The 13,182-nt window shown below is 46.5% G+C and carries 11 protein-coding genes, 1 tRNA gene and 1 rRNA gene; 4 read left to right on the top strand and 9 right to left on the bottom strand.

Annotation, left to right across the window (positions count from 1 at the left end):
* The 9 genes from DW769_RS10855 to dnaA form a co-directional block, all read right to left on the bottom strand.
* Nucleotides 1-145, bottom strand: a 16S ribosomal RNA gene (locus DW769_RS10855); the annotation flags it as partial.
* A 420-nt stretch (nt 146-565) separates the two neighbouring features.
* Nucleotides 566-653: transfer RNA gene (locus DW769_RS10860), tRNA-Ser, on the bottom strand.
* Between the two features lie 201 nt (nt 654-854).
* Nucleotides 855-1,559: a lysophospholipid acyltransferase family protein gene (locus tag DW769_RS10865; protein WP_117762034.1), complete on the bottom strand. Its 705-nt coding sequence runs from the start codon at nt 1,557-1,559 to the stop codon at nt 855-857.
* Nucleotides 1,560-1,633: 74 nt separating this feature from the next.
* Entirely contained in the window at nt 1,634-4,141 is a 2,508-nt protein-coding gene (gyrA, locus tag DW769_RS10870; RefSeq protein ID WP_118595954.1) for a DNA gyrase subunit A, read from the bottom strand.
* 29 nt (nt 4,142-4,170) lie between these two features.
* Nucleotides 4,171-6,102 carry a DNA topoisomerase (ATP-hydrolyzing) subunit B gene (gyrB, locus tag DW769_RS10875; RefSeq protein WP_118750373.1) on the bottom strand — a complete coding sequence of 644 codons (1,932 nt, stop codon included), beginning with the start codon at nt 6,100-6,102 and terminating at the stop codon, nt 4,171-4,173.
* The gene (gene recF / locus DW769_RS10880; protein ID WP_118750374.1) at nt 6,103-7,200 is read right to left on the bottom strand and encodes a DNA replication/repair protein RecF; all 1,098 of its coding nucleotides are present in this window, start codon (nt 7,198-7,200) and stop codon (nt 6,103-6,105) included.
* A 40-nt stretch (nt 7,201-7,240) separates the two neighbouring features.
* Nucleotides 7,241-7,450 (bottom strand): RNA-binding S4 domain-containing protein, encoded by a 210-nt coding sequence (locus DW769_RS10885; protein ID WP_117802687.1) that lies wholly within the window; start codon nt 7,448-7,450, stop codon nt 7,241-7,243.
* Between the two features lie 122 nt (nt 7,451-7,572).
* A complete protein-coding gene (dnaN, locus tag DW769_RS10890) occupies nt 7,573-8,682 on the bottom strand; it encodes a DNA polymerase III subunit beta (protein ID WP_022462274.1) in 1,110 nt (369 codons plus the stop codon).
* A 342-nt stretch (nt 8,683-9,024) separates the two neighbouring features.
* The gene (dnaA, locus tag DW769_RS10895; RefSeq protein WP_118750375.1) at nt 9,025-10,365 is read right to left on the bottom strand and encodes a chromosomal replication initiator protein DnaA; all 1,341 of its coding nucleotides are present in this window, start codon (nt 10,363-10,365) and stop codon (nt 9,025-9,027) included.
* Between the two features lie 707 nt (nt 10,366-11,072).
* Here dnaA and rpmH point away from each other — a divergent pair.
* The 4 genes from rpmH to yidC all read left to right on the top strand — a co-directional run bounded on the left by rpmH (nt 11,073) and on the right by yidC (nt 13,178).
* On the top strand, nt 11,073-11,207 hold the full coding sequence (gene rpmH, locus DW769_RS10900; RefSeq protein ID WP_005952426.1) for a 50S ribosomal protein L34: 135 nt from the start codon (nt 11,073-11,075) through the stop codon (nt 11,205-11,207).
* Nucleotides 11,208-11,305: 98 nt separating this feature from the next.
* A complete protein-coding gene (gene rnpA / locus DW769_RS10905; RefSeq protein WP_022462272.1) occupies nt 11,306-11,653 on the top strand; it encodes a ribonuclease P protein component in 348 nt (115 codons plus the stop codon).
* A complete protein-coding gene (gene yidD, locus DW769_RS10910; RefSeq protein WP_022462271.1) occupies nt 11,650-11,859 on the top strand; it encodes a membrane protein insertion efficiency factor YidD in 210 nt (69 codons plus the stop codon). The genes rnpA and yidD overlap by 4 nt, the downstream gene beginning before the upstream one ends.
* 23 nt (nt 11,860-11,882) lie before the next feature.
* Nucleotides 11,883-13,178, top strand: coding sequence for a YidC/Oxa1 family membrane protein insertase (gene yidC / locus DW769_RS10915; RefSeq protein ID WP_118750376.1), 1,296 nt, complete (start codon nt 11,883-11,885; stop codon nt 13,176-13,178).
* Nucleotides 13,179-13,182 lie beyond the last annotated feature (4 nt).

Here is a 13,182-nt window from a genome sequence, read left to right on the forward strand (position 1 = left end):
GCAGGTCACCCACGCGTTACTCACCCGTCCGCCGCTCAGTCAGTCAAGAATCATCCGAAGAATCTTCTTAACTGCTTCGCTCGACTTGCATGTGTTAAGCACGCCGCCAGCGTTCATCCTGAGCCAGGATCAAACTCTCTGATAAAATGTTTGTTCCAAGTTCAAAATCAACATACTAGCTAATTTATCCCTTTTACTGTTTTAAAGGATCTTTCGATCGTTTTGAATTACTTATTCAGAACTTTCGAGGATGTGTTTCACTGTTTAATTATCAAGGATCTTTGCTGTTCCGACTCGGATCAGCTCGTTTATTTTACCACAGAGCTTTTCGTTTGTCAAGAACTTTTTTGATTTTTTTTGAAGTTTTTTTAACTTCTTCGCTGTTCTTTCAATCAGCAACTCGTTTATTTTATCAAACTCATTCGCTTTTGTCAAGAACTTTTTTAATTTATTTTTTGGATTAGTTTTTTCAAACCTATCACCAACTCTGCTATCTTATCAGATGTGAAACTGTTTGTCAAGAACTTTTTCCACAAAAAATATCATTTTGTTTTTGGCTTTTAAACGGAGAAGGAGGGATTTGAACCCTCGCGCCGGTTACCCGACCTACACCCTTAGCAGGGGCGCCTCTTCAGCCACTTGAGTACTTCTCCAAATGCCTAAATATAAAATGATATGTGCAGTCACTCATTCGTGACGCATGGTTTATTATACAAAAACCTTACGTTCTTGTCAACCCGTTTTTTCGAATTTTTTGTTTTTTTCTTACTATTATAGAAAATATGCCTTACAGAACCCAAATCAGCCCCCAGAATAGCAGAAAAGAGCGCATATCACGCTCTTTTCTGAAACCGCTACGCGGTTACGACGGCTTCAATTCTCTTCTTTACCATCTCGGCAATCTCTGTTGTCTTCATTCCCTGGTATTCCTCGTATGGGATCGGGTCGAGAAAATGGACTTCTACCGTTACGGGACGGACGGTATTGGAGTCAAACGGAACAAAACAGTTTTTTAACGCAACCGGCACGATCGGGCATTTTGCTTTTACTGCGATCTTGAAGCTGCCGCTTTTAAACTCCAGCAGCTGGTTTCCCTTTCTGCTCCTCGTTCCTTCCGGAAACAGAATGACGTTTTTGCCTTCTTTTACGGCATCGGCCGCCTCATTGATAACCTGCATTGACTGCCGCAGATTCTCCCGGTCCATAAACAGCGCGTGGATGCACGCAAAGACCTGTTTTAAAAACGGAATATGCTCTACCTCTTTTTTGGCAACAACTGTAAAGGTACGCGAGCACGCTCCTGCGATCGCCAGCACATCGTACAGTCCCTGGTGATTCGGATACATCACAAAACCGTCCTGCTCCGGAAGATTTTCTGCTCCATAGGATTCCACAATGACGTTTCCGCCTTTGTTCGCCCGCTGTACAATAAAGCGCAGCATTTTAAAGTGCTCTTCCAGACTGTACTTGTCCGGATGCGCTGCATGGTAACAGAGCCGGCACCACATCCACGGAACCAGAAGCAGATTCCGCAGCACCATCAGTAAAATTCGTTTCATATTTTTCTCCCCTTCCCCAAACGAGAAAAACGTGCCTGAGCTTTTTTCTCTCAGACACGTTTTGCGACGCTGTATTATTCCTTCGTTTCCTCAGAAGCACTTTCGGTCTCTTCCACCGAAACCGGAGTCTCCTCGGATGCCTCTTTGTCTCTTACTTTTGCAATGCTGGCAACCTTGATTTCGCCGTCCACATCCATCAGCTTAACGCCGGATGTGATCCGTCCCATCACAGAAATGCCGGAGCATGGAGTACGGATGATGATTCCCTCTGTGGTGATCATCATGATCTCATTATCCTCGTTGACCGCCTTGGAACCGATCAGGTTTCCGGTCTTTTCGGTAATCTTATAGCATTTGACACCCTTGCCGCCGCGGAGCTGTACGGTAAACTCTGCCATCGGCGTCCGTTTGCCCATGCCGTTTTCGGATACGACAAGGAGATAGTCTCCCTGCGTGCAGATCTGCATGCCGACTACTTCATCGCCGTCCAGAAGGTTGATGCCGCGTACACCCATGGAAACACGGCCTGTCGTACGCACATCGTTTTCCTTGAAGCGGATACACTGGCCGAATTTCGTTACCAGAATAATCTCTTTCTCGTTATCAGTTGTCTTAACTTCAATCAGTTCATCATCATCGCGGAGCGCAATGGCAGCAAGACCCGTTTTTCTGACGTTCTCGTACTCTTCGAGCGGCGTCTTCTTCACCAGTCCCTTTTTCGTTGCCATAAACAGATAATGGCCCTTCTCATATTTGCGCATTGGAATAACAGCGGTAATCTTCTCTCCCGGCTGCAGCTGGAGAAGGTTGACAATCGCCGTTCCTCTTGCGGTTCTGGACGCCTCCGGAATCTCGTATGCTTTCAGACGGTAGACTCTTCCCGTATTCGTAAAGAACATTAGGTAATGATGGGTCGTCGTCATCAGAAGCTCCTCGATGTAGTCGTCCTCGATGGTCTGCATGCCCTTGATTCCCTTGCCGCCGCGGTTCTGGCTGCGGAAGTTGTCAACGGTCATACGTTTGATATAGCCCAGTTTCGTCATGGTGATGACGGTATTCTCGCGCGGAATCAGATCCTCCATGGAGAGATCGTACTCATCAAAGCCAATGGAAGTTCTTCTGTCATCGCCGTATTTTTCGGATACGGTCAGAATCTCCCTGCGGATAACGCCAAGAAGCACCTTGCGGTCTGCGAGGATAGCTTTTAACTGCTCGATGCGCGCCATCAGCTCTTTGTACTCGTTCTCGAGCTTCTCCCGTTCCAGACCGGTCAGAGCGCGCAGACGCATGTCTACGATTGCCTGGGCCTGGGCATCACTCAGATCGAAGCGTTCCATCAGGTTCTTCTTTGCCTCTGCCGCATTCGCGGATGCACGGATGATATGGATCACTTCGTCAATATGGTCAAGCGCTTTTAAGAGTCCTTCCAGAATATGGCTTCTCTCCTGCGCTTTGTTCAGGTCGTATTTCGTTCTTCTCGTCACAACCTCTTCCTGGTGCTGCAGATAATACGTCAGCATCTCCAGAAGGTTCATGACTTTCGGCTGATTGTTTACCAGTGCAAGCATGATCACACCAAAGGTATCCTGCATCTGGGTATGTTTGTACAGCTGGTTTAAGATGACGTTTGCATTGGCGTCGCGGCGCAGTTCGATACAGATGCGCATACCCTCACGGTTGGAGTGGTCCGCAATGCCAGTGATGCCGTCGATCTTTTTATCTCTTACCAGCGCGGCGATGTTCTCGATCAGGCGCGCCTTGTTTACCATGTACGGGATCTCGGTTACGATGATCTCGCTCTTTCCGTTCGGCAGTGTCTCGATGTTTGATACCGCACGAACACGGATTTTACCGCGGCCGGTACGGTAAGCCTCATCGATGCCGCGGGTGCCGAGGATTTCTGCTCCGGTCGGGAAGTCAGGGCCTTTTACAATGCCGAGAATCTCCTCGAGATCTGTCGTACGGTCCTCCTCGATGATATTATCAATAATTTTTACAATGGCACTTACCACCTCGCGCAGATTGTGCGGCGGGATGTTCGTTGCCATACCGACTGCGATACCGGAAGTACCGTTTACCAGAAGGTTCGGGTAGCGGGCCGGCATAACAACAGGCTCTTTTTCGGTTTCATCAAAGTTCGGGGCGAAGTCTACGGTGTCTTTGTTGATATCCGCCAGCATCTCCATCGAGATTTTGCTTAAACGTGCCTCGGTGTATCGCATAGCCGCAGCGCCGTCGCCGTCGACGGAACCGAAGTTTCCATGGCCGTCCACCATCGGATAACGGGTTGCCCAGTCCTGTGCCATGTTGACGAGTGCTCCGTAGATAGAGCTGTCGCCGTGCGGGTGATATTTACCCATCGTATCACCGACGATACGCGCGCACTTACGGTGCGGCTTATCCGGCGTATTGTTCAGTTCACTCATGGAGTACAGAATACGTCTCTGTACCGGCTTTAAGCCATCGCGGACGTCTGGAAGTGCACGGGATGCAATTACGCTCATCGCGTAGTTGATGTAGGATTCCTCCATCGTGTCTTTCAGATCGACCTCGTGAATTTTATCAAAAACATTATCTTCCATCTTTTCCTCCACTTCAGTTCACAGGACTTTTAGATATCCAGGTTGTTTGCGTATTTTGCTCTCTCTTCGATAAAGTCACGGCGCGGTTCTACCTTGTCGCCCATGAGCGTATTGAAGGTAAGATCAATTTCAGAAGAATACTCTTCATCGAACACAACGCGGCGCAGAACACGGCGTTCCGGGTCCATGGTGGTCTCCCAGAGCTGCTCCGCATCCATCTCTCCCAGTCCTTTGTAACGCTGGATCTTATTATCTCCGCGTCCGATCTCATTGAGGATCTGATTCATCTGATCGTCGTCGTATGCGTACCATACTTTTTTGTTTTTCTCAATCTTGAACAGCGGCGGCTGTGCCAGGTAAACGTGGCCCTGTTTGATCAGCTCCGGCATGAAGCGGTACAGGAACGTCAGCATCAGTGTGTCGATGTGCGCGCCGTCGACATCGGCATCGGTCATGATGATGATCTTGTCGTAGCGCAGTTTGGTGATATCGAAATCGTCGTGGATTCCGGTTCCGAATGCCGTAATCATCGCTTTGATCTCGGCATTGGCATAAATTTTATCGAGACGTGCTTTCTCTACATTCAGGATTTTTCCACGCAGAGGCAGGATCGCCTGCGTTGCACGGCTTCTCGCGGATTTTGCGGAACCGCCCGCGGAATCTCCCTCGACCAGGAAGATCTCACAGTTTTTCGGATCCTTGTCGGTGCAGTCTGCCAGTTTTCCAGGCAGGGACATACCGTCCAGTGCGGATTTTCTTCTCGTCAGGTCACGCGCTTTTCTTGCAGCCTCTCTCGCACGCTGGGAAAGCAGGGACTTTTCAATGATCGTTTTTGCGACAGCCGGGTTCTGCTCCAGGAACAGCTCGAGCTGGGTGCTCACGATATTGTCGACTGCTCCTCTCGCCTCGCTGTTTCCAAGTTTCTGCTTTGTCTGGCCCTCGAACTGCGGCTCCTCAATTTTGATGCTGACAATCGCCGTCATACCCTCGCGGATATCCTCTCCGGTCAGGTTCGGTTCGCTGTCTTTTAACAGTTTATTTGCTCTTGCATATTCATTAAAGGTTTTCGTCAGCGCATTCCGGAAGCCCACGATATGGGTACCGCCCTCCGGCGTCGTAATGTTGTTGACGAAACCGTACGTATTTTCCTGATAGGAATCGTTGTGCTGCATCGCAACCTCAACGAGAACGCCGTCTCTTTCTCCCTCGCAGTAGATGATGTCCGGGTAGAGCGCCGTTTTGCTCTTGTTCAGGTAGCTGACAAACTCTTTGATACCGCCCTCGTAGTGGAATGCTTTTTCCACTACCGGATCCGTGCGCAGATCGCGCAGAACAATGCGCAGTCCCTTGGTCAGAAATGCGGTCTCGCGGAGTCTTGTTTTTAAAACGTCGTAATCATAAACCGTCTCCTCGAACATCGTGTCATCCGGCAGGAAACGGACCTCGGTACCTGTTTTTTCGATCGGACAGGTATCGATGACCTCCAGCTTATTCATGGTTTTTCCGCGCTCATACTGCTGGAAGTAAACCTTTCCATCGTGATAAACGCGCACCTCAAGCCAGTTAGACAGCGCATTTACAACGGATGCACCAACGCCGTGCAGACCGCCGGATACCTTGTACCCTCCGCCGCCGAACTTTCCGCCTGCGTGCAGCACCGTAAAGACAACCTCAACGGCCGGAAGGCCCGACTTATGATTGATGCCGACCGGAATACCACGGCCGTCGTCGATGACGGTGATGGAGTTGTCCGGGTTAATCGTAACGTCAATATTTTTGCAGTATCCTGCCAGTGCCTCGTCTACCGAGTTGTCGACAATCTCATAGACCAGATGGTGAAGTCCCCGTGCGGAGGTACTGCCGATATACATACCTGGGCGCTTCCGTACGGCTTCCAGACCCTCCAGAATCTGAATCTGGTCTGCACCATACTCTGTCTTTTCCATGTTCTCTGTACTCATTTAGATTCCTCCTGTTTCTTTGTGAAACACAGATCCCTCGACCACCTGGAATACGCTGTTTGCCTCAAAATGATTTTCGACAAACTCGTCCAGTCCGGTACAGGTAATCAGTGTCTGTATGCTGTGAATGCTCTGCAGAAGATAATTCTGCCGGCTGCCGTCCAGCTCCGACAAAACATCATCCAGCAGTAAAACCGGTGTATCGTGAATTTCCTCCTCGACCAGACGGATCTCCGCCAGTTTCAGCGAAAGCGCCGCCGTCCTCTGCTGCCCCTGGGAACCGTATTTACGGATATCAATGTCGTTGACCCGCACACAGAAATCGTCCCGGTGCGGCCCGGTGTAGGACTGTCCGAAACGCAGATCACGCTCTCTTCCGGCTTTTAACTCTTCGGAAAACCCTTCCTCGGACACATTCGGTTCATAGGTAATCAGAATCTGCTCCTTTCCTCCGGTCAGATTCTGATGGATCTCGGATAAAATATCATTCAGGCGGCTGATAAATTTTTTCCGCTCGGAAATAATGCTTGTTCCATAGCGGACCATCTGCTCATCCCAGATCTCGAGCGTATCCGCCATTCTGCCGGAAAACGAAATCTCTTTAAGCAGCTTGTTTCTCTGCGCCACCACTTTATTATAATTGGCAAGCTCGATCATGTATAGTCTTGACAATTGACAAATTTCGCTATCCAGGAAACGCCGGCGCTCCGCAGGACCGTTTTTGATGATATTCAGGTCCTCCGGAGAGAAAAACACAATATTTACAATGCCAAAAAGTTCCGACGCTTTGCGGATCGGAACTCCATCAATGGCGATTCCCTTGGATTTATTTTTTTTTAGATGCATATCGATTTTATGCGTGCTGCCGTTCCGCTCCACCATCATCCGGATATGGGCTTCCTCCCGGTCAAACTGGATGATTTCGCGGTCCTTGCTGCCACGGTGCGATTTTGTCGTACCCGCGAGATATAAAGCCTCGAGAATATTCGTCTTTCCCTGGGCATTGTCGCCGTAGAGAATATTCGTTCCGGGGCTGATATTTATGCATAAGTTTTCATAATTCCGATAGTTCTTCAGTTCTAAAGATTTGATATACATGAGCACTCGTCCGTGAAAAATCAGCTTAAGTTTTTAAGCCTTATTTTTTAATTTGTATCTCATTTCCATTGTAGCAGACAATATCTCCGTCATAGAGCTTGCGGCCGCGGCGGGTATCTACTTCACCGTTTACGGTCACTTCGCCGTCCTTGATGACGAGCTTTGCTTCCACGCCGTCTTCTACCAGAGCCGCAGCTTTTAATGCCTGGCCCAGTTTGATGTAATCTTCACGCAGCGTAATAATTTCCATTTTTTCCTCCTGCACTGCCGTGCCTTTTCCTCACGTAAGTTCGCAGTTTTCAACCTGTGTGGCTGTAAAACCGCTGAAAGTTCTTTCAGAAAAGGTTCCGGCAGATTTCAAACTTATGTGACTTATCTCACGGAATTGAAGTTTACCGGCAGAATCAGATAGATATAGCTCTCTTCTTCGTTCCGGATAAAACATGGAGCCTTCGGGTTGACCAGATAAATCGAAATCTCCTCGTCGTCAATAACACGAAGTGCATCGATCAGGAATTTCGGGTTAAAACCGATCATAATATCCTTGCCTTCTTTGTTGATATCGATCTCTTCTTTCATGGAACCCATCGCGGAGTTGATCTGCAGTTCCATCGCTCCATCCTGGATGTCGATGATGATCGGTTTTTTGTCGCCTTCTTTGACAAGAAGCGTCGCACGGTCGATACAGCTTAAGAATTCTTTTTTGTTGATCGTCACTTTTGTCTCGTAATCACTCGAAAGCATCTGGTCGATGCGGAAATATTCACCGTCGATCAGTCTGGAAACGACCGTTGTATCATCGAACTTGAACATAATGTGGTTTTCCGAGAAGTAAATATCAATCTGATCATCCATCTCGCCGGACAGAATTTTGCTGATTTCGTTCAGGGTTTTTCCCGGAACAACGACTTTTCGGTCCGGATACGAATCTTTCAGCTCAATTCTGCGGATCGCAATACGGTGTCCGTCCAGAGATACGACGCGAAGTGTGTTATCTTTGATTTCAAAAAGCTCACCGGTCATCAGTTTGTTGTTCTCATTGGCTGCAATGGAGAAAATGGTCTGACGGATCAGTTCTTTTAAGGTGAACTGGGAAATGGAAACACAATCGGAAGTTTCGAGAATCGGCAGATAGGAAAAATCTTCTCCTGACTGTCCCGGAATATTGAATTTTGCTTTTTCGCAGGTAATTGTTGTTACCAGGTTTTCATCTGTCTCTATTGTAACCTGATTATCCGGAAGTTTTCTTACGATCTCAGAAAAAATCTTTGCATCCAGAGCAACAATACCGCGTTCCAGAATCATACCTGTGACGATGGTTTCGATTCCGAGTTCCATATCGTTGGAGGTAAATTTGATCACGTTGGAAGATGCATCAATCAGAATGCATTCCAGAATCGGCATGGTTGTTTTACCGGAGACAGCTTTCATAGCGATACCAACGCTTTTTACAAGGTCTGCTTTGTCAAACACTAATTTCATAATTGTGGATAACTCTCCTTTCCTCACTGCTTGGTGAGTCTGCTTATAAAGAAAAAATATAGTAAAAATCCGTAGTCTTAGTCGTAGGGGCTGTGGATATGTGGAAAACCCCGTCAAGAATGCGGAAATACTGGAAAAATCGATCTGTATAACTCTGTGAATAATCGAACGTGAACCTGTGTATGAAATGTTGATAACTTCAGCCCCCAAATTTGTCCACAATTCATCCACAGGTTTTCCACATCGGTTTGTGTATAAATAAGGGCCTGTCAACCGATGAGTTTCTTCTTATATAAATGTAAATCGGTTTTAACCGTTTTGACAGAGTTACAAAGGCTCCGCCTATTTCGACGGGTTGATCTTCTTCTTTAAGATGTCTACCGTGTTGCGGACACTGTCTTTGGCACTCATTTCCTTTTCGATCTTCTCAATGCCGTGCATGACAGTGGTATGATCGCGGTCGCCCATCATTTTTCCGATTCCGGTCAGCGGGGCATCGAGCATTTCGCGGCATAGATACATTGCGATCTGGCGCGGGAATACGATTTTGCTGCTCCGCTTGCTGCCGACAATGTCGGACGGCGTAATATCGAAGTGATCTGCAACGGTGTCGATGATAAAATCCGGCGTGATCACCTTCTTCTCGTTCGGGGAGATGATGTCGCGCAGCACCTGCTCTGCAAGATCAATGTTGATTTCACGTTTTTCAAGGTTTGCGTATGCAATGATTTTGTTGAGAGCGCCTTCCAACTCACGGATGTTCGATTTAATATTGGAAGCGATGTATTCGATCACATCGTCGCTGACGGAATAGCCGTCTAATTCCTGTTTCTTTCGGAGAATGGCGATTCGCGTCTCATAATCCGGGCTCTGGATGTCGGCAAGGAGTCCCCATTCGAAACGGGAACGGATGCGGTCTTCCAGGATATCCATGTCTTTCGGGGGACGATCCGAAGAAAGGATGATCTGTTTGTTGGCGCCGTGCAGCGTATTGAAGGTATGGAAAAACTCTTCCTGCGTGGATTCCTTTCCTATAATAAACTGCACATCATCGATGAGAAGTACGTCGATATTGCGGTATTTCTCACGGAATTTGGTCATTGCGGTGTTGTTGCTGTTTCGGATGGCCTCGATGACTTCATTGGTAAATTCTTCACTCGTTACGTAGAGAATCCGCGAAGACGGGTTTTTCTGAAGAATAAAATGTGCGATCGAGTGCATCAGATGGGTTTTGCCCAGTCCAACACCACCGTATAAAAACAGCGGATTGTAGATTTCTCCCGGGGATTCGGCCACGGCGAGAGAAGCTGCATGGGCAAATTTGTTATTGCTGCCGACCACGAAGGTATCAAAGGTATACTTTGGATTCAGGTTCGGCACATAGAGATTTTTCTGGACGGGAGCAGGCGCTTTTTCCTGTTTCACTTCTTCCGGAAGAATAAAGCGGATCTCATAGTTGACACCTGTGATTTCCGCGATTGCCACTTTAATAGGAAGAGTATATTTTTTGCTCACGTAATCGAGACCCATTTTTTCGGATGGAACCAGGATTGTGATCAGATTGTCCTCAACCGAATGGATCGTAAGTGGTTCAATCCATGTAGTAAAGGAGATCTCAGATAATTCGTGCTCGTCCCGCACTCTCTGCAGTATTTCTTTCCATTTATCTTGTACGATTTCCATGCTTTTTCTGTCGCTCCGCTTCTATAATCATTGCTTTTTGGGGATAACTTCTGTCTGGAAAACGAAATTTTCCCCGAATAGTCGCATTTTTACTTCTATATGATATAATAAAATGCCGTTTTATTCAACCCAAAAATGTGGATAATTATTTTTTTATCCACAGAATGTGTAAAAAATTTTCCTGTTGATGAAATGGAGGATAGTTTGTGGATAACAGGGAATCTTATGTTGATAAAATTGTGGATAGAGGGCTGGAAAAACCGAAATGTGTAAAGTCTGGAAAATTTATATACACATTATACATGGCGTAAATACTGGAAAAATTGGAAATGCCCACAGGTTGTACACAGCAAAACCGAAAGTTATCCACAAGGTTATCCACAGATTGTGGATAATGTTGATTACGGTTACAAGATATCGTGTGGAAAGCACAAAAATCGAACTGATATTTGTACGCGTGCGGCGGACAGTGTGGATAAGTTGTGGATAAACCGAAAATCAGCACACGGAAGGCACGGGCAGCGGCAGACCGGAAAACCGCGTCAGAGCGGCATTTTTCCCGAAAAAACTGCGAAAATTATTGATTTTAGGGTTGACGAAATGGGGGTTTATGAATATAATTGAAATGATGTTTTCTGTCATACATGTAGTGAAATACTGCCTTGCAGGCAGTTATTGATTAGAATTTAAAGGAGGTGCCTTATCTTATGAAAATGACATTTCAGCCGAAAAAAAGATCCAGAGCTAAAGTTCACGGATTCAGAGCAAGAATGAGCACAAAAGGTGGAAGAAAAGTTTTAGCTGCAAGAAGATTAAAAGGAAGAAAAAAATTATCAGCATAAAACCAAAGGCCGCATAAAATTTATGTGGTCTTTTCTTCTATCTAAAGCTATTCAATGAAAAGAAAATTTAGACAAATCATGAAGGAAAGAATGGATTCATGAAATATTCGGAAAGCCTGAAAAAAAACAGAGATTTTCAGCTGGTTTATAAGCAGGGAACATCGTTTGCAAACCGATTTCTGGTCATGTATGTGAAGAAAAATCAGCTGGGACGGAACCGGATTGGAATTTCAGTAAGTAAAAAGGTTGGAAACAGCGTTGTGCGCCACCATCTGGCGAGACTGATCCGGGAGAGTTATCGTCTGCATGAAGAGGAATTTCAGTGTGGAATGGATGTAGTTGTGATCGCAAGAGTTAATGCAAAAAACTGTACGTATTTCGAGATAGAGGGAGCACTTTTGCATCTGGGAAAACTGCATCATATATTAAAGGAAACAGAAAAATGAAGACGGTATTGATAAAAGGTATCCGGTTTTATCAGAAGTACCTGTCTCCTCTGAAGAGGGTGCACTGCCCTTATACGCCGACCTGCTCGCAGTACGGGCTGGAAGCGATTCAGAAATATGGTGCTTTCAAAGGAAGTCTGCTGGCATTATGGAGAATACTGAGATGTAACCCGTTTTCACACGGAGGTTACGACCCTGTGCCGTAGATAAATAAGGAGGAAAAGACGTTTTGGATATCGTACTGAGTAAATCAACGTGGCCGATTATCGGGTGGGTATGCCAGATCCTCGGCTGGCTGATCAATGGAATTTATTTTTGTCTGGAAAAAATTGGAATTCCGAACATCGGTATTGCGATTATTCTGTATACGATTATCATTTATCTCGTTCTGACGCCGCTTCAGATCAAGCAGCAGAAGATGTCGAAGATGATGAGCGTAATGCAGCCGGATCTGCAGAGAATTGAAAAGAAATATCAGAACAAAAAAGACCAGGCTTCTCAGATGAAAAAATCTGAAGAAACCATGGCAGTTTATCAGAAATACGGTGTCTCCCCGACAGGAAGCTGCAGTACACTGCTGATTCAGATGCCGATTCTGCTTGCACTGTACCAGGTTATCTATCATATTCCGGGATATATCGGAAGTGTCCGCAATGTATTCCAGGGACTGACAACACAGATGATGGGTGTATCAGGATATTCTGACATCCTGACACAGTTTATCACAGATAACCGTGTTACCATGTACAGTAAAGTAAGTGAAACATTAACCGAAAATAACCTTCTGGACATGTTTTATGTGCTGAAACCGTCCCAGTGGACGAAGCTGGCTGACATCAGCGAGTTCTCCGGTATTGCGGATACCATTACAAAAACCGCCGCGGAGTCCAAGCATATCAACATGTTCCTTGGATTTAATATCACACAGTCTCCGATGGATGTCATCCGCGAGGGTATGGCAAACGGATCTGCGCTTCTGATTGCAGGAGCAATTCTGGTGCCGATTCTGGCATGGTTTACCCAGTGGCTGAACTACAAGCTGATGCCGCAGGCACCATCTTCCAACAACGGAAATAAGACAGCAAACTCCATGGAAAATTCCATGAAGACCATGAACACGGTAATGCCTGTTTTTTCCGCATTTATGTGTTTATCGTTCTCCATCGGTATTGGTATTTACTGGATTGCAGGTGCGCTTGTTCGAAGCGTACAGCAGGTTGTGATCAACCGTCATATGTCCTCGATTGACATGGATGAGGTGATCCGCAAAAATCAGGAAAAAGCGGCCAAGAAGAGAGAAAAAGCCGGCCTTCCGCCGCAGAAAATCACACAGGCTGCAACGCAGAGTGTGCGTAATATTCAGGTACAGGAGAACGAAGAGCCGTCTGCTGAGGAAAAAGAGGCAGCAAGAAAAGCTTCGACTGAGTATTACAACAGTAATCAGGAATACCGCGCCGGAAGCATCGCTGCGAAAGCAAACATGGTAAAACAGTTTGATGAAAAGAACAGCAAAAAGAAAAAATAGGGGG

It is taken from the genome of Blautia sp. AM29-29 (assembly GCF_003480555.1).
Classification (GTDB): domain Bacteria; phylum Bacillota; class Clostridia; order Lachnospirales; family Lachnospiraceae; genus Fusicatenibacter; species Fusicatenibacter saccharivorans.

Excerpts from the sequence above, each read along its gene's own strand:
- DW769_RS10865 (WP_117762034.1), bottom strand. The coding sequence starts at position 1,559 with ATGAAACGAATTTTACTGATGGTGCTGCGGAATCTGCTTCTGGTTCCG.
- gyrA (WP_118595954.1), bottom strand. The coding sequence starts at position 4,141 with ATGGAAGATAATGTTTTTGATAAAATTCACGAGGTCGATCTGAAAGAC.
- gyrB (WP_118750373.1), bottom strand. The coding sequence starts at position 6,102 with ATGAGTACAGAGAACATGGAAAAGACAGAGTATGGTGCAGACCAGATT.
- recF (WP_118750374.1), bottom strand. The coding sequence starts at position 7,200 with ATGTATATCAAATCTTTAGAACTGAAGAACTATCGGAATTATGAAAAC.
- DW769_RS10885 (WP_117802687.1), bottom strand. The coding sequence starts at position 7,450 with ATGGAAATTATTACGCTGCGTGAAGATTACATCAAACTGGGCCAGGCA.
- dnaN (WP_022462274.1), bottom strand. The coding sequence starts at position 8,682 with ATGAAATTAGTGTTTGACAAAGCAGACCTTGTAAAAAGCGTTGGTATC.
- dnaA (WP_118750375.1), bottom strand. The coding sequence starts at position 10,365 with ATGGAAATCGTACAAGATAAATGGAAAGAAATACTGCAGAGAGTGCGG.
- rpmH (WP_005952426.1), top strand. The coding sequence starts at position 11,073 with ATGAAAATGACATTTCAGCCGAAAAAAAGATCCAGAGCTAAAGTTCAC.
- rnpA (WP_022462272.1), top strand. The coding sequence starts at position 11,306 with ATGAAATATTCGGAAAGCCTGAAAAAAAACAGAGATTTTCAGCTGGTT.
- yidD (WP_022462271.1), top strand. The coding sequence starts at position 11,650 with ATGAAGACGGTATTGATAAAAGGTATCCGGTTTTATCAGAAGTACCTG.